The organism is Streptomyces sclerotialus, from assembly GCF_040907265.1.
Classification (GTDB): domain Bacteria; phylum Actinomycetota; class Actinomycetes; order Streptomycetales; family Streptomycetaceae; genus Streptomyces; species Streptomyces sclerotialus.
Map to the genome: position 1 here is coordinate 835,136 of NZ_JBFOHP010000002.1, position 18,940 is coordinate 854,075.

Consider the following 18,940-nt stretch of genomic DNA (forward strand, 5'->3'; position numbering starts at 1 on the left):
CTCAGGCTCCTTCGCGTGCGCGGAGGCTCAGCGGACGGGTGTCGGTCCAGTGCGCGTCCACGTGGGCCGCGCACTCGTCCTCGGTGCCGGTGAACCCGGCCGGCGCCCAGCCGTCCGGCAGCTCGCGCGCCGCCGGGTACAGGGCGTACTGCTCCTCGTGGTTGACCAGGACCTGGTAGGTGGTGGGCACGGTGTCCTCCGGGCTCGGGCCGGCTGGGCCGGCGGTGCGTCAGGCGGTGCGGGGCAGGCGGTCACCGTCGCCCCTGAGGAGTCCGGCCAGCTGCTCCAGTACGGGTGCGGGGCGGCGCAGTACGGCGTGGTGGCCGCCGGTGGCGGTGTGCCGGTGGAAGCCGGCCGTGGTGACCTCGGCCCAGCCGGCCAGCTCCTCGGCGCTGACGGTCTCGTCGCCGTCCGCGCCCCAGGCGTGCACGGGCACGTCGAGGCGGGCACCGGGCGTGTGGGCGTAACTCAGCGACAGCTGGGCGTCCTTGCGGAGCATGGCGACCATCAGGGCGCGGGTGTCCTCGTCCAGGAACGCGGGGTCGACCCCCGCGGTGTCGAAGAGCTTGTCGAGCTCCGCGTCGTCCTCGACGATGCCGTGCCCGGCGCCGTCCCAGTGGCCGGGCGCCCGGCAGGCGCTGACCACCAGGGCCCGCGGCCGGACCCGGCGGGCCACTTCGTAGCCGAGCAGCCCGCCGAAGCTGTGGCCGAAGACGACCAGCGGCCGGTCGGCGGCGACGGTGTGCCGCAGTTCGTCCACGACGGCCGTGACGGCCTCGCCGAAGGTGTCCGGCATCGGCTCGCGCCAGCGGTTCTCGCGGCCCGGCAGCTGGACGCCGTACACCTGGGCGATGCCCGCCAGCGCGGGCTGCCAGGCGCGGAACTGCTGGCAGCCGGCGCCGGCCGGGGGCAGGCAGAGCAGCGCGGGCAGGCGGCTGTCAGCGGGCCCGGTGGGCCAGGTGGAGATCCAGGTACCCATGGCGTCAGGCTCCTTCCGCCGCGGGGGCGGCCCCGGGTGCGTCCGGTGCCGCGGCGAGCCGGTCGAGTTCGGCCGCGAGGTCGGCGGCCGTCGGCCGGGCGAGGAGCTTGCCGAGGGTGATCCGCAGTCCTGTGGTGCGGCGCAGTTCGGCGATGGCGCGCGCCGCGGCCAGCGAGTGGCCGCCCAGCTCGAAGAAGTCGGCCTCCGGGCCGGGGACCTCGCGTCCGAGCACGTCGGCCCAGACCGCCATCACCTGGCGCTCGCGCGCGGTCCCTCCGGCGCTCGGTGTCCGTACGGGTACCGCCAGTTCGCGGGCCAGTGCCGCCCGGTCCGCCTTGCCGGTGGTCAGGGTGGGCAGCCGGTCGAGCACCCGTACGGTGGTGGGCACCGCCGCCTCGGGCAGCAGGTCCCGGCAGTGACCGGCGACGCGGTCGGGGAGGGTGCCCGGGTCGGCGCCGGGTGCGGCGAGCACGGCGAGGCCGAGGGCCTGTCCGTCGGACAGCGGGCAGCAGGCCGCGGCGACGACCTCGGGAAGCTCGGCGGCGATCCGCTCGACCTCGCCGAGTTCGACGCGGTGGCCGCGGACCTTCACCTGGTCGTCGCGGCGTCCCCGGTACTCCAGTTCGCCGCCGGGGCGGCGTACCACCAGGTCTCCGGTGCGGTACATCCGGGCGCCGCCGCCCTGGAACGGGTCGGGCAGGAAGCGCGTGGCGGTCAGCCCGGGGCGGCCCCGGTAGCCGCGGGCGACGGCGGGCCCGCCGAGGTACAGCTCGCCCTCCACCCCCGCCGGTACGGGGCGCAGTGCGTCGTCCAGGACGTAGGCCCGGTAGCCGGGCAGCGGTCGTCCGATCGCGCTCACATCGTCACCTCGCTCGCTGTCGGCCCAGGTCGCCGCGATGGTCACCTCGGTCGGTCCGTACACGTTGAGCAGCCGGCGGCCGTCCGCGAACCGTTCGGCGAGCGCGGCCGGGCAGGCTTCCCCGGCGACCACGACCACCTCGGCGGAGCCGAGACCGGCACCGTGCGCGGCCAGCAGCGAGGGCGTGAGGGAGGCGGTGCGCAGCCCGGCGGGCAGGGGGTCGCGGCCCGTGGCGGTGGCCTCGCGCAGTCCGCGGAGGGACAGGTCGGCCAGTGCGACGCCCTGGCCGTGCAGGAGGTAGAGCAGTGTGCACCACAGCCAGCCGTCGAAGGCGGGCGAGACGGCGTTGAGCCCGAGCCCGCCCGCTGGCAGGCCGAGACCGGCGAGCGCGGTCAGGAAGGTGTCCAGCCCCCGGTAGGTGACCTCGACTCCCTTGGGCCGCCCGGTGGTTCCCGAGGTGTAGATCAGGTACGCGCAGCTCTCGGGAGCGGGCACGGTCACCGCGAGCGCGCCGGGCGCCGGCCGGTGGCAGTCGGCCGGGGACAGGGTGCGGATGCCGGTGAGGCCGAGTCCGGCCGGTACGGCGTCGGCGAGCAGGACCGAGGCCGCGGCGTCCCGCAGTACGTGGCCGAGGCGTTCGACGGGGTGCCCGGCGTCCAGGGGGACGGCGGTGGCGCCGAGGCTCCAGACGGCGAGCAGGGCGGGCACGCTCTCCCGGGACCGGCCGAGCAGCAGCCCGACGGCGGTCTCCGGTCCGGTGCCGGCGGTGGCCAGCGCGGTGGCGACCGCGGCGGTGCGGGCGGTGAGCGCCGCGTAGGTCAGGGTGCCGTCGGCGGCGCTGACGGCGGTGGCGTCCGGCTGTTCGCGGGTCCATCGCTCCAGCGCCTCGAAGAGGGGCGGCGGGGGTGCGGTTCTGGTGGTCATCCGTCGGTCCTCCCGGCGGCCGTGGTGCGGGCCGGCGCGGTGGCGCGCAGCCGCGGGCCGACCACCTGTCCGCCCGGGCCCTGGGGCAGTTGCATCGACTTGGTCTCCAGGAAGGACTCCAGTCCGGCGGTGCCGCACTCGCGTCCGATCCCGGACTGCTTGAAGCCGCCGAACGGCGCCGCGGGGTTGAACTGGCCGCCGTTGACGTCGACCAGGCCGGTGCGGAAGCGGCGGGCCACCCGTTCGGCGTGGCTGTCGTCGGCCGACCAGACCGCGCCGTGCAGCCCGTAGCGGGTGCCGTTGACGATCCGTACCGCCTCGTCCTCGTCGTCGTACGGCATGACGCACAGCACCGGGCCGAAGATCTCCTCGCGGCCGATGGTGGTCAGCGGGTCGACATCGGCGAAGATCGTGGGCTGGACGTAGTACCCGGTGTCCAGCCCGGCGGGGCGCTCGGGACCGCCGCGCACCAGCCGGGCGCCGCCCTCGCCCGCGCCCCGCCGGATGTACCCGGTCACCCGGTCGTGCGCGGCGGCGGAGACGAGCGGGCCGAGGTCGGTGTCCGGGGAGCGCGGGTCGCCGGTCACGTAGCCGTCCATCGCCTCCCCCGCGACACGGACCGCCTCGTCCTGGCGGTCCCGGGGCACCAGCAGCCGGCTCCACTGCAGGCAGGTCTGGCCGGTGTTGAAGAGCATCTGGTCGACGGTGGCGCGGACGGCCGCTTCCAGGTCCGCGTCGGCCAGGACCAGGCTGGCGTTCTTGCCGCCCAGCTCCAGGTGGACGCGCTTGATGCCGTCGGCGCCCAGCGCGGAGACCTCGCGCCCGGCGCGGGTGGAACCGGTCAGCGACACCACGTCGACCAGCGGATGGGTGACCAGCGCCGCGCCGACCGTGCGGCCGGTGCCGACGACCATGTTGAAGACGCCGGGGGGCAGATCGGCCTCCGCGATCACCTCGGCGAGGAGCCGGGCGTGCAGCGGGGTGATCTCGCTGGGCTTGTGGACCACGGTGCAGCCCGCCGCGAGCGCCGGGAGGATCTTCTGCACGGTGAGCAGCAGGGGGGTGTTCCACGGGGTGATGCAGGCGGCGACCCCGGCGGCCTCGCGCACCACCAGCGAGTGGCCCACGCGCTCCTCGAAGGCGTAGGAGGCGGCCGTCTCGACGCAGTGCGCCGCCATGCCGAGGGCGAGCCCCACATGGGTCTGGCGCGCCATGCGCAGGGGCGCCCCCACCTCGGCGGTGATCACCTCGGTGAACCGGTCGGCACGCCGTTCCAGGCCCTCGACGACCCGGCGGAGCAGCCGGGCCCGGTCCCGTACGGGGGTCGCGGCCCAGCGGGGGAAGGCGCCGGCCGCGGCGCGCGCGGCGAGGTCGGCGTCGCGTCCGGTGCCCGCCGGCACGGTGGCCAGCGGCAGTTCGGTGCTGGGGTCGGTCACCACGAGCCGGCCTTCGGCGTCGGAGGCGGTCCAGCGGCCGCCGATCCACTGGTCGTCGTGGCGGGGCGGCAGGGCGGGCGGGCACGCCGCGGCCTGCGACGGGCCGGGGTCGTGCGGCACGGACAGCACAGTCACGATGGGGTCCTCACTGAGTCACTGGATCCGGTCACTGCGTCGCCGCGTCACGGGCGGGCAGGGGCGGCCGGCGTCCGGCCGGCCGCGCGGGCGGGGGCGGTGGCGGTGTTCCGGCCGTCCGGCCTGGCGCGCCGCGCCGGGCGGAGCCGGTCGGCCGGCCACGCCGGGAAGTGCGCCGACCATGCCGGGAGGGGCGCGGTGGTCCGCATGGCGGCGGTCCGCGCGGTGCGTGCGGCAGGGGGCGGTACCGCCGCCGGCCGGGTGGCGGCCGGGACGAGGGAGCGCAGCAGCCGTTCGGTCTCCCGGCCGGGTGCCACGGCGAGCTCGTCGCGCAGCCGGCGCGCGCACAGCTCGTACCAGCTCCGTACGCCCGCGAACTCGCCCCGCCTGCCGTGTGCCGCCATCAGCGTGCGGTAGGTCTCCTCGTGGTGGCGGTCGATCTCGAGCGTGCGCCGGCACACCTCGATCAGTTCCGCGAAATCCTCGCGGGCCTCGGCGTCGGTGCGCAGGACGGCCAGCGCGCGCAGGGCCATCGACTTGAGGTACTCGCGCTGCTCGACGACCCAGTCGGCGCTCTCGCCGCGCAGGAACTCACCGCCGTAGAGCGCGACGGCGGCCCGCAGCCGGGTGCGGGCGAGTCCGGTGTCCTCGCGCCCTGCGGCGCGCAGCCCGCCGTGCACCAGTTCCTGGAACCGGTCCACGTCGGACCAGAGGTCGGCGACGTCCAGGACGTAGCCGAAGTCGCGGTAGCTGAGCCGGATTCCGGCCGGTCCCGGGCGGTCGGGGTGGGCGTCGAGCACCCGGCGCAGCGCGTGCGCCGCGACCTTCAGGGAGCTGCTGTCGGCGGACCGGTCCGCGTCGGGCCACAGGGCCTCGTACAGCCGCTCGCGGGTGAGCGTACGGCCACGGTGGGTGACCAGGTACTGGAAGAGGCCGCGTGCCTTGCCGGCCCGCCACTGTTCCACGGGGCTGCCGTTCACGGTCAGCGCGAAGTCGCCCAGGAACCGGATGCGTACCTTCGCCGCGCTCCCGGCCGCGTCCGCACGCCGAGCCGCGTCCGTGTGCCGCGCTCTGTCCCCCACCGCGGTGGTCATCGCTTCCTCCCGGAAGTCGCTCGCAGGCCGTTCTGCCTGCGGCGAGTGTCTTCCGGTGCTCTACGCGGGCCCTATAACCGGCGGGGCCCGCGCGTGTAGGTCCGGCATAGGGCGGCCCGCCACTGTTCTCGGCACGACCACCCCGACCGGCCCGTAGAAATGAGGCTGTTCCATGACCAGCAGCGACACCCGACTGAAGAAGGTCGTCATCCTGGGCGGCGGCACGGCCGGCTGGATGACCGCCGCGTACCTGGGCAAGGCGCTCCAGGGCACCGTCGACATCACCGTCCTGGAGGCGCCGGCCATCCCGCGCATCGGCGTCGGCGAGGCCACCGTGCCCAACCTCCAGCGTGCCTTCTTCGACTACCTCGGTATCGCCGAGGACGAGTGGATGCGGGAGTGCAACGCCAGCTTCAAGATGGCCGTGCGGTTCGTGAACTGGCGCACCGACGGGCAGGGCGAAGCCACGGCGCGCGAGCTGCCGGACGGCCGGCCCGACCACTTCTACCACCCGTTCGGCCTGCTCCCGGACTACGACCAGACCCCGCTGTCGCACTACTGGTACAAGCGCAAGTACGAGGGCCGCACCACCGAGCCGTTCGACTACGCCTGCTTCCGCGAGCCCCCGGTGATGGACGCGATGAAGGCGCCGCGCTGGCTCGACGGCCGGCCGGCCACCCGCTACGCCTGGCACTTCGACGCGCAGCTGGTCGCCGACTTCCTGCGCCGCTTCGCCACCGAGAAGCAGGGCGTGCACCACGTCGAGGACGAGATGACGCGCGTCGAGCAGGACGAGCGCGGCTACGTGACGGCGCTGCGCACCAAGGGCGGCCGGGTGCTGGACGCCGACCTCTTCGTGGACTGCTCGGGCTTCCGCGGTCTGCTCATCAACAAGGCGATGGCGGAGCCGTTCCTCGACATGAGCGACCACCTGCTGTGCGACAGCGCGGTGGCCACCGCGATCCCGCACGACGACGAGGCGGAGGGTGTCGAGCCGTACACCTCCTCGATCGCCATGTCCTCCGGCTGGGCCTGGAAGATCCCGATGCTGGGCCGGTCCGGCACCGGCTACGTGTACTCCAGCAAGTTCACCGACCAGGACACCGCCACCCGTGAGTTCGCGCGGATGTGGGGCCTGGACCCGGAGGAGACGCAGTTCAACCACATCCGCTTCCGGGTCGGGCGCAACCGCCGGGCGTGGGTGAAGAACGTCGTCAGCATCGGTCTGTCGTCCTGCTTCGTGGAGCCGCTGGAGTCGACCGGCATCTACTTCATCACCGCGGCGATCTACCAGCTGGCCAAGCACTTCCCTGACAAGACGTTCAACCAGGGTCTGGTGGACAGCTTCAACCACGAGATCGAGGTGATGTTCGACGATACCCGCGACTTCATCCAGGCGCACTTCTTCTACGCGCCGCGCAACGACACGCCGTTCTGGCGGGCCAACAAGGAGCTGAAGCTCGCCGACAACATCAAGAAGAAGATCGCCGCGTACAAGGCGGGGCTGCCCATCAACTCGCCGATCACCGACGAGTCGACGTACTACGGGAACTTCGAGGCCGAGTTCCGCAACTTCTGGACCAACGGCAGCTACTACTGCATCTTCGCCGGCCTCGGGCTGGAGCCGGACGCCCCGCTGCCCGCCCTCGACCACAAGCCCGAGTCGGTGGCCGGTGCCGAACCGCTCTTCGAGACGGTCAAGCGCCAGCAGCAGAACCTGCTGGAGACCCTGCCCAGCACATACGACTACCTGCGCCTGCTGCACGGCAAGGCGTAACCCGCCGCTGTCCCCCCACCGCCGCGGCCCACCGCTTCTCCCCTACGGCCCGCCCGGCAGCACGGCCATCGCGCCGGCTGCCGGGCGGCACTGCTCCAGCCACCCACAGGAGTCAGACATGCCTCACCCCGCGCCGCACCGCCCCGGGGCCCAGCCGGCCGATCTCCGCTCGTTCATGACCGCCTTCCCCACCGGGGTCTCGGTCGTCACCACGCTCGACGCCGACGCCGCACCGCGCGGCCTGACCTGCAGTTCCCTGGCGAGCGTCGCCCTCTCCCCGCCCACCCTCGTGGTGTGCGTACGGACCGCGAGCCCGACCCTGGAAGCCCTGCTCGCGCACGGCAGGTTCGCGCTCAACCTGCTGCACGAGCGGGCGCGGGCCACCTCGGACCTCTTCGCCTCCGGCGCCCCCGACCGCTTCGCACGCACCGAGTGGCGGCTGCCACTGGGCGCCGGCGGCCCCCACCTCACCGCCGACGCACACGCCGTCGCGGACTGCGCGGTCGTCAGAACCATCCGCTTCGGTGACCACACGGCCGTCTTCGCCGAGGTGAGCCGGGTGACGGTACGCGAGTCGGGGCAGCCGCTGCTGTACGGGCGGCGCCGCTACGCCCACTGGTCCGACGCCGCCGCGGTACCGCAGCCCGCCGCGGTACCGCAGCCCACCGTGGCATCGCTCCCCGAGGCCGGCGCCCCGCCGGCGCCGTCCGAAGGAGCCGCCCGTGTCCGCCGCTGACCCGCTGCCCGCACTGCTGGTGGCCGTGCCGGCGGTGATCCTGGCCTGCCAGGCGGGGGCGGTGCTCTTCCGCCGGTTCGGCCAGCCGGCGGTGGTCGGCGAGATCGCCCTCGGCATCCTGCTCGGCCCCTCGCTGCTGGGCTGGTTGTGGCCCGGGGCGCAGCACTGGCTGTTCCCGGAGGCCGTGCTGCCGTTCACCTCCGTGCTCGGCCAGCTCGGGCTGCTCTCCTTCATGTTCCTGGTCGGCCTGGAACTGGACCTGGGAGCGCTGCGCGGGCACAGCCGGATCGCGCTCGCCGTCAGTCAGGCGGGCATGGTGCTGCCGCTGGCGCTCGGTGCCCTGCTGGCCCTGGGGATGTACGGGCAGTTCGCCCCGGAGGGCGTCGGCCGGCTGCCCTTCACCCTGTTCATCGCGGTGGCGATGAGCATCACGGCGTTCCCCGTACTGGCCAGGATCCTCGTGGACCGGGGCATGTACGGGACCCCGGTCGGGGCGCTCGCCATGGCCTGTGCGGCCGTGGACGACGTGACCGCCTGGTGCCTGCTGGCCCTGGTGGTGGCGCTCGCGTCGGCCGGCTCCCCGCTGGACGCGGTGACCACCGCGGCGCTGGCGGTGGGCTTCACCCTCCTCATGCTCCACGTGGTGCGGCCGCTGCTCGCCCGCTGGGCGGCACGGCTCGACCGGGCGGGCGACGGGGTCGTCCTGGTCGGCCTGTTCAGCGGACTGAGCCTGTCGGCACTGGCCACCGACCTGATCGGGGTGCACGCCCTCTTCGGTGCCTTCCTGTTCGGTGTGATCACCCCCCGCGGCGCGGCGCGCATCGACGTCTCGGCCGGGCGGCTGCGGGCCGTCGCCGTTCCCGTACTGCTGCCGCTGTTCTTCGTCCATACGGGCCTGCGGACGGACATCGGCGGGCTGGCGGCCGATCCGGCGCAGTGGGGCTGGGCGGCTGCCGTCCTGGTCGTGGCGATGCTCGGCAAGTGGGGCGGGGCGGCCGTCGCCGCCCGCGCCTGCGGACGGCCCTGGCGGGAGGCCCTGTCGATCGGCGCGCTGATGAACTGCCGCGGCCTGACCGAACTGGTGGTCCTCAACATCGGGCTCGAACTCGGCGCCATCGGCCCGGAGCTGTTCACCGTGCTGGTCCTGATGGCCTTGCTCACCACAGCGGTCACGGGCCCGGCCGTCAGCCGCCTGAACCGCGTCCCCGCCGCACCGCCGACGCGGCCCGATGACCGTACTCCGGTCACCACTCCGTCCCGGACGTGAGAGCCTGTGTCATCACCCCGGTCGGATCAGCGAACGTCGTCCGGTGCGTGCGCTCGCAAGGCGCCGGAGCGTCCTCGAAGGGGACGCCCCCTGGCCCTCAAGGCCTTGGGGGAGGAGCTACCAGGGCGTTTCGGCAACGCCGCGAGGATGGGGCCTCCTCTGCTCGAGCGAAGCCGAGAGCTCGGGGAAGTGCCGGGCGGCGGGCGCCCGGCCGGGGTGAGGACACAGGCTCTGAACGCGGCACGCCGCCCGCGTTCTTCCGACGCGCCCATCACGACGCCCGCCGCCGGGTCCTGGACCCGGCGGCGGGCGTGTGCGCCTGCAGTGAGCGGTCAGCCGCGGCCGTAGTTGCCGTGGTGCTTGCCCTGCTGCGTGTCCGCCGCGCACCCGTTGCCGTTCGCGGGGTTCAGCAGACCGATGACGTCGACGCTGGTGCCGCAGACGTTGGCCGGGACACCCACCGGCACCTGGACGACGTTGCCGGAGAGGACGCCCGGGCTGCCGTAGGCCGCGCCCTCCGCGGCGGAGTCGGCGACGGCACCGGCGGCGCCGCCGAGGACCATCGCGGCAGCCAGGGCAGTTCCGGCAAGGACGGTACGGATGGACATGTTTTCTCCAGTTGCGAGGGGGTTTGTCCCTGAGAGGATGACCACTCGCGGCCGGTTCGCCACCCGGGGCACGCCGTCACCGCCTGATTGCAGTAGTACATGAGGCCGAACAGGTCAGCTGACATACCGCCTGTCAGCCCTGCCCGGCCGGAATGGCCAGGTACTTGTACTCCAGGAACTCCTCGATCCCGACCCGGCCGCCCTCCCGGCCCAGGCCGGACTGCTTGATGCCGCCGAAGGGCGCGGCCGGGTTGGAGACCAGGCCGGTGTTGACGCCGACCATGCCGGTCTCCAGCCGCTCGCCGACCCGCAGCGCGCGGTCCAGGTTCTCGGTGAAGAGGTAGCCGACCAGGCCCCACTCGGTGTCGTTGGCGGCGCGTACGGCCTCGTCCTCGTCGTCGAAGGTGAGGATCGCGGCGACCGGGCCGAAGATCTCGGTGGACATCAGCGCGGAGTCGGGGTGCACGTCGGTGAGGACGGTGGGCGGGTAGAAGTAGCCGGCGCCGTCCGGGGCCTCGCCGCCGAGCACGGCCTTGGCGCCGCGCCGTACGGCGTCCTGGACCAGGTCGGCGGCCTTGTCACGCCCTGCCGCGTCGATCAGCGGGCCGACGTCGGTGCCGTCCTGCGTGCCGGGGCCGACGGTGAGGGCACCCATCCGCTCGGCGAGCCGGCCGGCGAAGGCGTCGGCGACGGAGCGGTGCACGAAGAAGCGGTTGGCGGCGGTGCAGGCCTCGCCCATGTTCCGCATCTTGGCGACCATCGCGCCGTCCACGGCCTTGTCCAGGTCGGCGTCGGCGAAGACGAGGAAGGGCGCGTTCCCGCCCAGCTCCATCGAGGTCCGTACGACGGTGTCGGCGCACTGGGCCAGGAGGATGCGGCCGACCTGGGTGGAGCCGGTGAAGGACAGTTTGCGTACGTCGCCACTGCGCAGCAGGGGCTCCACGACGCCGGCCGCGTCCGTGGTGGTGACGACGTTGAGGACGCCGGGCGGCAGGCCCGCCTCGGTCATGATGGCGGCCAGCGCCAGGCTGGAGAGCGGGGTCTGCGGGGCGGGCTTGAGGACCATCGTGCAGCCGGCCGCGACGGCCGGGCCGATCTTGCGGGTGCCCATCGCGAGCGGGAAGTTCCACGGGGTGATGAGCAGGCAGGGGCCGACGGGCTGGCGCATCACCAGGACGCGGTTGGCGCCGTCGGGGGTGCGGGACATGCCGCCGTCGATGCGCACGGCCTCCTCGGAGAACCAGCGGAAGAACTCCGCCGCGTACCCGACCTCACCGCGCGCCTCGGCCAGCGGCTTGCCCATCTCCAGGGTCATCAGGAGGGCGAGGTCCTCCTTGCGTTCGATGATCAGCTCGTAGGCGCGGCGCAGGATCTCGCTGCGGGCGCGCGGTGCGGTGGCCGCCCAGGACTCCTGCGCGGCGACGGCGGCGTCCAGGGCGCGCCGGCCGTCCTCGGGCGCGGCGTCGGCGACCTGGCACAGCTCGCGCCCCGTGGCCGGGTCGTCCACGGGCAGGGTGCGGCCGCCGGCCGCGTCCTGCCACCGGCCGTCGAGGAAGAGCTGCTTGGGCGCCGCGTCGACGACGCCGATGCCGGAGCGCGGCGCGTCCGCTGAGCCCGACGGCTGGGTGCTGGTGGTCGTGGTCATGATCGGTGCCTCCCGGCGGTTCGGTACGCGGAGCGGGCGGGGTACGGGCGGCCGGCCCCTTTCCGTACGGGGACCGGCCGGCCTTGCCGTGGCGGCGGCTCAGCGGTCGGCGCAGCCTGCCTGGACGGCCGCGGACCAGGCCCGCAGCCCCTCGTCGATCTGCTGCTCGGTCACGATCAGCGGCGGGATCATCCGGACCACGTTGCCCCACGGGCCGCACGTGAGGAGGAGCAGCCCCTCCTCGACGGCGGCCTGCTGGACGCGGGAGGCGGTCTTCGGGTCCGGTTGCCCGTCGTCGGTGACGAATTCGTTGGCCAGCATCAGGCCGAGTCCCCGTACGTCGCCGATGGCGGGGTTCTTCGCGGCCACGTCCTCCAGGCCGCTGCGCAGCCGGGCGCCCGTGGTGGCGGCGTTGCCGACCAGCCCCTCGTCCTGGACCACGTCGAGGGTGGCGACGGCCGCGGCGCAGGCCACCGCGTTGCCGCCGTACGTGCCGCCCTGCGAGCCGGGCCGGGCCTTGGCCATCAGCGCGTCGGAGGCGGCGATGCCGGACAGCGGGAAGCCACTGGCCAGGCCCTTGGCGGTGATGATGATGTCGGGCCGTACGCCGAAGTGGTCGTGGCCCCAGAACCGCCCTGTGCGCCCGACGCCGGTCTGCACCTCGTCCAGGATCAGCAGGATGCCGTGCCGGTCGGCACGTTCCCGCAGCCCTTGGAGGAAGGCACTGTTGGCGGGGACGTAGCCGCCCTCGCCGAGCACCGGCTCCACCATGATCGCGGCGGTGTCGTCGGGGTCGGTGACGGTCTGCAGGAGGTGGTCGAGCTCGCCGAGCGCGAAGCGGGTGGTGGCCTCCTCGTCCCAGCCGTAACGCGAGCCGTAGTAGTAGGTGTTCGGGAAGGGCGTGACGTGGACGCCGCTCATGAGCGGACCGAAACCCGTACGGACCTTGGTGCCGGAGGTGGTCAGCGAGGCGGCGGCGACCGTACGGCCGTGGAAACCGCCCTGGCAGACGACGATGTTGGGGCGGCCCGTGGCCTGCCGGGCGAGCCGCATCGCGGACTCGACGGCCTCGCTCCCGGAGTTGGCGAAGAAGAGGCTGTCGAGCCCCTCGGGCAGTACGTCACCGAGCCGTTCGACCAGCTTCTGGAGCGGCTGGTGCAGGACGGTCGTGTACTGGCCGTGGATCAGGGTGGCCACCTGTTCCTGTGCGGCGGCGACCACCCGCGGGTGGCAGTGGCCGGTGCTGGTGACGCCGATGCCGGCGGTGAAGTCCAGATAGCGGCGGCCGTCCGTACCGAAGAGGTGGACGCCCTCGCCGCGCTCGGCGACGACGGGTGTGGCCTGGCGCAGATGCTCGGAAAGGTGGCTCATACGACAGCTCTCTCCCACGGCGTTGAAGCGGTGCGGATGGACGGTGCGGCCGGTGACCGGGCCCCGGCGGGATCAGTCACGGGCTTCTACTCACCTTGTGGGAGAGGGGCGGGGAGGGTCAACGACCAACGTGTTCGCCGCGCGCGGCGATTGTGGACATGTGTCCCCCGGGCACGAGGGGGGCACGCGTGCGCGGGAAGGAGCTGACCGGTCAGTTTCGGAGACCGATCGATCTGCGACGTCGTCGGTCTGGCCGTATCCGGTCCTGTACGGCGGCCCGGCGCGCCGCGAGGGTGGGGCATCATCTCCCGGCGCTCGGCCTGGGGGTGTCGGCACACCGAGAAAGAGGAAGTCCGCAATGGCCCCGATTCCGGTACGTCCTGGCATCTACAAGATCCACGCCCACATCATCGGCCCGTCCTCGCTGGTCACGACCACCGAGTATGCCACCGAGCACGGCGCCCCGATCATCACCGACCGGATGAACCAGCTGCCGATCGAGCAGGAATGGGTCATCGAGCCCGCAGAGCCCGTCCCGGGCGCGCCGTATGCGATTCACCTGGCGCACCAGGACGAGGCAGGCATCGTGGTGCACAACGACAAGCTTTACGTCAAAGCCGTACCCCGTCCCGAATGGGCGAAGTTCACGTTCGAAAGGGTCATCGGCGGGCTCAAGATCATTTCGGAGAAGGGTCTCGCCTGGCGCTCCGGCCACCGCGGTGCACAGCTCCATCTGTCGCCGCCCAGCCCGGATTTCCAGGAGACGTGGACCCTGGAGTTCGAGCGTCCGGTCAACGCGGATTAGCGCAGGACGTGGTGGGCGGCCGGACCGCACGGCCCGGCCGCCCCTCGTCGCCGGAGCTCGCCGTCGGCCCGGCCGTCGCCGGTCAGCCCCCGGCCGGGTTGCGGCCGCCGCGCAGGGACGCCGAGATGTCCTCCAGGCTGCGGCCCTTGGTTTCCGGCAGCTTGCGGTAGAGGTAGCCGACGCCGAGCAGGCCGAAGACGGCGTACAGCCAGAAGAGGCCGGTCGGGGTGAGGGCGCTGATGGTGGTCAGCACCGTGAGCGAGATGGCGAAGTCCAGGCCCCAGTGCGTGACGTTGCCGAAGGAGGACGCCTTGCCGCGTGCCGCGGTGGGGAAGATCTCACTGTTGATGAGCCAGATCGCCAGGCCCAGGCTGGGCGCGAACGCGCCGATGTAGAGGCAGAGTCCGGCGACCAGCAGGCCGCTGTGCGCGGGCTGTCCGTCACCGGCGAGGTAGAGCGCGCCGAGCAGGACCAGGGCGAGGACGACGACGGCGGTGCCGCCGAGCAGCAGCGGGCGGCGGCCGACCCGGTCGACGAGGAGCAGTGCGATGCCGGTGAGGACCATGTTGACCAGGCCGATGCCGAGCGAGGAGAGGATCGCGGCGGAGCTGGCGAAGCCGGCCTGCTGGAGCATGGTGGGCGCGTAGTAGATGACCGCGTTGACGCCGACGAGCTGGTTGGTGGCGGCGACCACCACGCCGAGGACGACCGCGGGGCGCATGGCGGGGCGCAGCAGGTCCCGGTAGCCGATCTTCGACTCCTGGGCCGCCAGCGTCTCGATCTCGCGGACCTCGCGCTCGGCCTCCTCGGCGGTGCGGGTGCGGCACAGGACCGCGCGTGCCTCGTCGGGGCGGCCGTGGGTGAGCAGCCAGCGCGGACTCTCCGAGAGCCGGAACACGCCGACGAGCATGAGCAGGGACGGTACGGCGCCGAGGCCGAGCATCCAGCGCCAGCCCTGGGCCACGTCGTCGAAGGCGTAGCCGACGAGGTACGAGACGAAGATCCCGACGGTGATCATCAGCTGGTTGAGCGAGACCAGCTTGCCGCGGCTCTCCTTGGGCGCGATCTCGGCGATGTACGCGGGCACGGCGAGCGAGGCGGTGCCGATGGCGAGCCCGAGGACGAAGCGGGCGCCGATCAGCACCCCGTTGCCCGGTGCCACGGCGCAGCCGACGGCGCCCGCGGTGAAGATGCCGGCGGCGGTGAGCAGCGTGCGGCGGCGGCCCGCCGCGTCGGTGACCGCGCCGCTGACCAGCACGCCGACGATCGCGCCGAGCAGCAGGGAGGCCACGGTGACCTGCTGCATGCCGTCGCTGAGGTGGAACTCGGGCGCGATGTGCAGCAGCGCCGAGGAGATGATTCCGGTGTCGTAGCCGAAGAGGAAGCCGCCGAGCGCGGCGACCGCTGACGCGCCGAGGACCGCGGCGCGGCCGCGCGTGCGCGGCGGTGCGCCCGGCTCGGGCGGGAGGACGGTGTCGGTGCGGGCCAAGGCCAGTCTCCTTCAGGTGGGCTGACGCGAGGTCAGCTGGTACCGGTGCGCCCCGCCGTGCCCCGTCCCGGTCGTCCGGCGGGGCGGGGCAGGCGGTGCTCCCGCCGCCGTCCGTCGGCGGGGACGGGCGGCGGGAGCCGGTGCCGCGTCGCACGGCAGCCGGAGGGGGCGGTCACGGAACTCCGGCACGCGACGCTGGGTGCCGGAAGGTCCGGTCGGGAAGTGACCGCCGGTACGGCATCGTGACCTGTCGAGCGTTTTCGCGCAAGCGTTTGCGCAAGCGCTTTTCTCCTGCTGGGGCTCACGTACGATCGCGGGGACGGGCAGACAGCGGAGGAGGCACGCATGGCGACCATGGCCGACGTGGCACGTCGGGCCGGTGTCTCGGTCTCGACCGTGTCCCACGTGATCAACGGGACCCGGTTCGTGAAGGAGGAGACCCGCGACCAGGTGCACGCCGCCATGCGCGAGAGCGGCTACATCCCGAACACCATCGCCCGCTCGCTGGTGACCTCCAGCACCAAGACCCTCGGCCTCGCGGTCTCCGCCGTCACCAACTTCCACTTCGCCGACATGGTCTCGTCGATCGACGCCACGGCCCGCGCCGCCGGCTACACCCTGCTGATAGCCGACACCCACGACGACCCCGCCGAAGAGCTGCGGGTCGTGCAGAACCTCCACCAGCGCCGCGTCGACGGACTGCTGCTCGCCACCGCGGCCGGCGCCCGCGGTGCCGCACTGCGGTACCTCAAGGACACCGGCCTGCCCACCGTCCTGATCGACCGCTGCGCCTCCCCCGCCTTCGACCAGATCGGCACCGCGAACGTCGAGTCCACGGCCCGCCTGGTCGACCACCTCGCCGACCTCGGCCACACCCGGATCGGCATGGTCGCCGGGCGGCGCGGGATCCGTACCAGCTCGGAGCGGGTACGCGGCTGGCAGCGCGGCATGCGGCGGCAGGGCCTGGACCCGGCCAAGGAGCTGGTCGTCCAAGGGCACAGCCACGCGTACATGGCGCAGCAGGTCACCGAGCGGCTGCTGAGCGGGAAGGACGCGCCGACCGCGCTGGTGGTCGGCAACAACCACATGACGCTCGGCGTGCTGCGCGCGCTGTCCCGGCTGGGCCTCAAGGCCCCGGGGGACGTCGCCCTCAGCGTCTTCGACGACTTCGAGTGGGCCGACCTGCTCCAGCCGCAGCTGACCGCCATCGCCCAGCCGGTCGAGGAGATCGGCGCCCGGTCCGTACGGATGCTGATCGACCGGCTCGCGGACCCGGACGGCGCGAAGCGGACCGTGCTGCTGGAACCGACGCTGGTGCACCGCACGTCCTGCGGCTGCCCCGCCGAAACCATGCGCTGACCGGGGCCCCGCACGACTGCGGCGGAAACTCTGGACATCCGCGCGGCGGGCCTCCTACAGTCTGCGGCGGACGTCTCCCGGTGACCACCGGGCCACGCTCCGTTCCCGCGGCCGTCGTCGGCACCGGCCGCCGCACACCCACCCTGCTCAGCCGCCCGGTTCGTCGGGAGCCGCGGACGCGCTGTGCCTCACCTTCCCTGGCGCGCGGCCCCGCCGCGCGCCCGACTGGAGGCAGCACCCCATGCCCGACACCCCGCACCGCCACGTCACCCGGCGCACCGTCCTGACGGCCGCCCTCGCCCTCGCCGGCACCGGCGCGCTGAGCGCCTGGTCCACCGCACCGGCCGCGGCCGCCGGACTCCGCGCGTACGACGAGCCGTACCGCCCCCAGGTGCACTTCTCCCCCGCCCGGAACTGGATGAACGACCCCAACGGGCTCCTCCACCACAACGGCACGTACCACCTCTTCTTCCAGTACAACCCGTCCGGGAACACCTGGGGCAACATGTCCTGGGGCCACGCCACCAGCCCCGACCTCGTGCACTGGGAGGAACGCCCCGTCGCCATTGCGCACGACGACGAGGAGATGGTCTTCTCCGGCAGCGCGGTCTTCGACCGCGACAACACCAGCGGCCTGGGCACCACGGCCGCTCCCCCGCTGGTCGCCGTCTACACCAGCATGGTCAAGGCGACCGGGCGGCAGCGGCAGTCGCTTGCCTACAGCACGGACGACGGCGAGACCTGGACGCGGTACGCGGGCAACCCGGTCCTGGACATCGGCTCGAACGACTTCCGTGACCCCAAGGTCTTCTGGCACGCGCCGACCGACCGCTGGGTGATGGCCGTCGCGATGGCCGCCGAGCACCGCATCCGCTTCTACGCCTCCCCCGACCTGAAGACGTGGACGTACCTGAGCGACTTCGGGCCGAGCGGGGCGACCGGCGGCGTGTGGGAGTGCCCTGACCTCTTCGAGCTGCCGGTGGACGGTGCCTCGGGGCGCCGCCGGTGGGTACTGATCGTCAACCTCAACCCCGGTGGCCCGGCGGGCGGTTCGGCGGGCCAGTACTTCACCGGCGACTTCGACGGCACCACCTTCACCGCCGACCCGCAGGACGGGCCGCGCTGGCTGGACCACGGCGCCGACGCGTACGCGGGCGTCACCTACAACGACGCGCCCGGCGGCCGCCGCGTCCTGGTCGCCTGGATGAACAACTGGCTGTACGGCGAGAAGATCCCCACCGACCCGTGGCGCAGCGCGATGGGCTTCCCCCGCGAACTGGGCCTGCGGTCCGCGGCGGGCGGCGGTGTGGCGCTCGTGCAGCGGCCGGTCGCCGAACTGGCCACGCTGCGCCGCCGGCCGGCCCTGCGGCTCTCCGGCCGCCGGGTCCGGGCGGGCACCGCCGCCCGGCTGCTGCGGGACGTGGGGCAGACGTACGAGGTCGAGGCGGTGCTGCGGCCGGACGGGGCGAAGCGCTGCGGTCTGGAGGTACGGACCGGTGGCGGGCACCGTACCCGGATCGGTTACGACTCCGGCGGCGAGGTGTACGTGGACCGCACGGCCTCCGGTGACGTCGGCTTCGCCGCGGAGTTCCCGGCCGTCCACCGCGCCCCGCTGGCGCTCACGGACGGCGTGCTGCGGCTGCGGGTGCTCGTGGACCGCTCGTCGGTGGAGGTGTACGCGGGCGACGGCACGGTCTGCCTGACCGACCAGATCTTCCCCGGCGAGGACGCCACAGGTCTGGGCGCCTTCGCCGAGGAGGGCGGGCTGCGGATCGAGCGGCTGACGGTGTGGCCGCTGCGGTCGGCCTGGTGACGTAGCCCCGGGGCCGCCGTTCAGCCGGTGCGGCGGCGGCCCACCCACGGCACGGCGGCGATCAGCACGCCGCCGGCGGCCATGCCGATGCCGAGCGTCCTGCCCTGCTGGGTGAGTTCGGCGTCGGCGGCGGCCTCCGTGGGGTCGGTGTCGTCGGTGACCTCCAGGGCCAGCAGGGGTGAAGCCTGCTGGCGCGTGGTGCCGTCCGCCGGTACCGCCGCGGTGTCGGCCTGTCCGTGGATGACGAGGCCCCACAGGGCGAGGACGGCTCCGATGAGGCTGACGATCAGGCGGCTACCAGCCATGTGCGACTCCCCCGGTCAAGGTGCGTGCCTCAAAGACCGCCGAGGCGCCGGAAAGGTTGCGTACCGGTCGGTATGACGCCGATGAGCAGGCCCGCCACCGCCGCGGCGACGCCGGTGCCGACCACGGCGGGCCGGCCACCCGCCGTCCAGGCCGGTCAGGAGGGACAGCGCTCCACCGGTCGGGCCGAGGTGGTACCGGCGCGCCAGCAGGAACGTCAGCGTCGTCCGGAACGCGCCGAAGGCGACGCCGACCAGCGCCGCCGGCGCCGGTCGCGGCTGTCGCCGGCCGGCACGATCAGCAGGATGCCCGCCGCGTACCCGAGCCGGGACTCCAGCAG

The 18,940-nt window shown here is 73.4% G+C and carries 16 protein-coding genes; 6 read left to right on the plus strand and 10 right to left on the minus strand.

Going from position 1 to position 18,940, the window contains the following annotated elements; all coding sequences use genetic code 11:
- Nucleotide 1: 1 nt before the first annotated feature.
- The 5 genes from AAC944_RS03800 to AAC944_RS03820 form a co-directional block, all read right to left on the minus strand.
- On the minus strand, nt 2-190 hold the full coding sequence (locus tag AAC944_RS03800; RefSeq protein ID WP_030606505.1) for an MbtH family NRPS accessory protein: 189 nt from the start codon (nt 188-190) through the stop codon (nt 2-4).
- A 39-nt stretch (nt 191-229) separates the two neighbouring features.
- Nucleotides 230-979, minus strand: a complete 750-nt coding sequence (locus tag AAC944_RS03805; RefSeq protein ID WP_051871241.1) for a thioesterase II family protein — start codon at nt 977-979, stop codon at nt 230-232.
- Nucleotides 980-983: 4 nt separating this feature from the next.
- Nucleotides 984-2,762, minus strand: a complete 1,779-nt coding sequence (locus tag AAC944_RS03810) for a non-ribosomal peptide synthetase (protein ID WP_078888280.1) — start codon at nt 2,760-2,762, stop codon at nt 984-986.
- Complete coding sequence (locus AAC944_RS03815) at nt 2,759-4,270, minus strand: aldehyde dehydrogenase family protein (RefSeq protein WP_051871350.1); 1,512 nt, start codon at nt 4,268-4,270, stop codon at nt 2,759-2,761. The genes AAC944_RS03810 and AAC944_RS03815 overlap by 4 nt, the downstream gene beginning before the upstream one ends.
- 110 nt (nt 4,271-4,380) lie before the next feature.
- On the minus strand, nt 4,381-5,427 hold the full coding sequence (locus AAC944_RS03820; RefSeq protein ID WP_051871240.1) for an AfsR/SARP family transcriptional regulator: 1,047 nt from the start codon (nt 5,425-5,427) through the stop codon (nt 4,381-4,383).
- 172 nt (nt 5,428-5,599) lie between these two features.
- Here AAC944_RS03820 and AAC944_RS03825 point away from each other — a divergent pair, with 172 nt between their 5' ends.
- The 3 genes from AAC944_RS03825 (at nt 5,600) to AAC944_RS03835 (ending at nt 9,207) form a co-directional block, all read left to right on the plus strand.
- Entirely contained in the window at nt 5,600-7,204 is a 1,605-nt protein-coding gene (locus tag AAC944_RS03825) for a tryptophan halogenase family protein (protein WP_030606491.1), read from the plus strand.
- Nucleotides 7,205-7,322: 118 nt separating this feature from the next.
- Nucleotides 7,323-7,940 (plus strand): flavin reductase family protein, encoded by a 618-nt coding sequence (locus AAC944_RS03830; RefSeq protein ID WP_063759840.1) that lies wholly within the window; start codon nt 7,323-7,325, stop codon nt 7,938-7,940.
- Nucleotides 7,927-9,207 carry a cation:proton antiporter domain-containing protein gene (locus tag AAC944_RS03835; RefSeq protein WP_030606485.1) on the plus strand — a complete coding sequence of 427 codons (1,281 nt, stop codon included), beginning with the start codon at nt 7,927-7,929 and terminating at the stop codon, nt 9,205-9,207. Before AAC944_RS03830 ends, AAC944_RS03835 begins: the two co-directional genes overlap by 14 nt.
- 332 nt (nt 9,208-9,539) lie before the next feature.
- Here the strand turns inward: AAC944_RS03835 and AAC944_RS03840 are convergent, their stop codons facing one another.
- From AAC944_RS03840 to AAC944_RS03850, 3 genes are all read right to left on the minus strand, one after another.
- Nucleotides 9,540-9,815, minus strand: coding sequence for a chaplin (locus tag AAC944_RS03840; RefSeq protein WP_030606482.1), 276 nt, complete (start codon nt 9,813-9,815; stop codon nt 9,540-9,542).
- A 133-nt stretch (nt 9,816-9,948) separates the two neighbouring features.
- Nucleotides 9,949-11,460 carry an NAD-dependent succinate-semialdehyde dehydrogenase gene (locus AAC944_RS03845; RefSeq protein ID WP_078888197.1) on the minus strand — a complete coding sequence of 504 codons (1,512 nt, stop codon included), beginning with the start codon at nt 11,458-11,460 and terminating at the stop codon, nt 9,949-9,951.
- 99 nt (nt 11,461-11,559) lie between these two features.
- Complete coding sequence (locus AAC944_RS03850; RefSeq protein WP_030606477.1) at nt 11,560-12,831, minus strand: aspartate aminotransferase family protein; 1,272 nt, start codon at nt 12,829-12,831, stop codon at nt 11,560-11,562.
- Nucleotides 12,832-13,189: 358 nt separating this feature from the next.
- Between AAC944_RS03850 and AAC944_RS03855 the strand changes: the two genes are divergently transcribed.
- On the plus strand, nt 13,190-13,636 hold the full coding sequence (locus AAC944_RS03855; RefSeq protein ID WP_030606475.1) for a hypothetical protein: 447 nt from the start codon (nt 13,190-13,192) through the stop codon (nt 13,634-13,636).
- Between the two features lie 82 nt (nt 13,637-13,718).
- On the opposite strand, the gene AAC944_RS03860 is transcribed toward AAC944_RS03855, so the two are convergent.
- The gene (locus AAC944_RS03860; RefSeq protein ID WP_051871239.1) at nt 13,719-15,125 is read right to left on the minus strand and encodes a sugar porter family MFS transporter; all 1,407 of its coding nucleotides are present in this window, start codon (nt 15,123-15,125) and stop codon (nt 13,719-13,721) included.
- Nucleotides 15,126-15,470: 345 nt separating this feature from the next.
- On the opposite strand from AAC944_RS03860, the gene AAC944_RS03865 reads away from it, so the two are divergent.
- Both AAC944_RS03865 and AAC944_RS03870 read left to right on the plus strand, forming a co-directional pair.
- On the plus strand, nt 15,471-16,484 hold the full coding sequence (locus AAC944_RS03865) for a LacI family DNA-binding transcriptional regulator (RefSeq protein WP_030606469.1): 1,014 nt from the start codon (nt 15,471-15,473) through the stop codon (nt 16,482-16,484).
- Nucleotides 16,485-16,725: 241 nt separating this feature from the next.
- The gene (locus AAC944_RS03870; RefSeq protein ID WP_030606466.1) at nt 16,726-18,297 is read left to right on the plus strand and encodes a glycoside hydrolase family 32 protein; all 1,572 of its coding nucleotides are present in this window, start codon (nt 16,726-16,728) and stop codon (nt 18,295-18,297) included.
- Nucleotides 18,298-18,317: 20 nt separating this feature from the next.
- On the opposite strand, the gene AAC944_RS03875 is transcribed toward AAC944_RS03870, so the two are convergent.
- On the minus strand, nt 18,318-18,602 hold the full coding sequence (locus AAC944_RS03875; protein ID WP_030606463.1) for a hypothetical protein: 285 nt from the start codon (nt 18,600-18,602) through the stop codon (nt 18,318-18,320).
- Nucleotides 18,603-18,940 lie beyond the last annotated feature (338 nt).

Bases quoted from the DNA above. Each gene is read 5' to 3' on its own strand.
- AAC944_RS03805 (WP_051871241.1), bottom strand. From the start codon at position 979: ATGGGTACCTGGATCTCCACCTGGCCCACCGGGCCCGCTGACAGCCGC.
- AAC944_RS03810 (WP_078888280.1), bottom strand. From the start codon at position 2,762: ATGACCACCAGAACCGCACCCCCGCCGCCCCTCTTCGAGGCGCTGGAG.
- AAC944_RS03820 (WP_051871240.1), bottom strand. From the start codon at position 5,427: ATGACCACCGCGGTGGGGGACAGAGCGCGGCACACGGACGCGGCTCGG.
- AAC944_RS03825 (WP_030606491.1), top strand. From the start codon at position 5,600: ATGACCAGCAGCGACACCCGACTGAAGAAGGTCGTCATCCTGGGCGGC.
- AAC944_RS03830 (WP_063759840.1), top strand. From the start codon at position 7,323: ATGCCTCACCCCGCGCCGCACCGCCCCGGGGCCCAGCCGGCCGATCTC.
- AAC944_RS03840 (WP_030606482.1), bottom strand. From the start codon at position 9,815: ATGTCCATCCGTACCGTCCTTGCCGGAACTGCCCTGGCTGCCGCGATG.
- AAC944_RS03845 (WP_078888197.1), bottom strand. From the start codon at position 11,460: ATGACCACGACCACCAGCACCCAGCCGTCGGGCTCAGCGGACGCGCCG.
- AAC944_RS03850 (WP_030606477.1), bottom strand. From the start codon at position 12,831: ATGAGCCACCTTTCCGAGCATCTGCGCCAGGCCACACCCGTCGTCGCC.
- AAC944_RS03855 (WP_030606475.1), top strand. From the start codon at position 13,190: ATGGCCCCGATTCCGGTACGTCCTGGCATCTACAAGATCCACGCCCAC.
- AAC944_RS03865 (WP_030606469.1), top strand. From the start codon at position 15,471: ATGGCGACCATGGCCGACGTGGCACGTCGGGCCGGTGTCTCGGTCTCG.
- AAC944_RS03870 (WP_030606466.1), top strand. From the start codon at position 16,726: ATGCCCGACACCCCGCACCGCCACGTCACCCGGCGCACCGTCCTGACG.
- AAC944_RS03875 (WP_030606463.1), bottom strand. From the start codon at position 18,602: ATGGCTGGTAGCCGCCTGATCGTCAGCCTCATCGGAGCCGTCCTCGCC.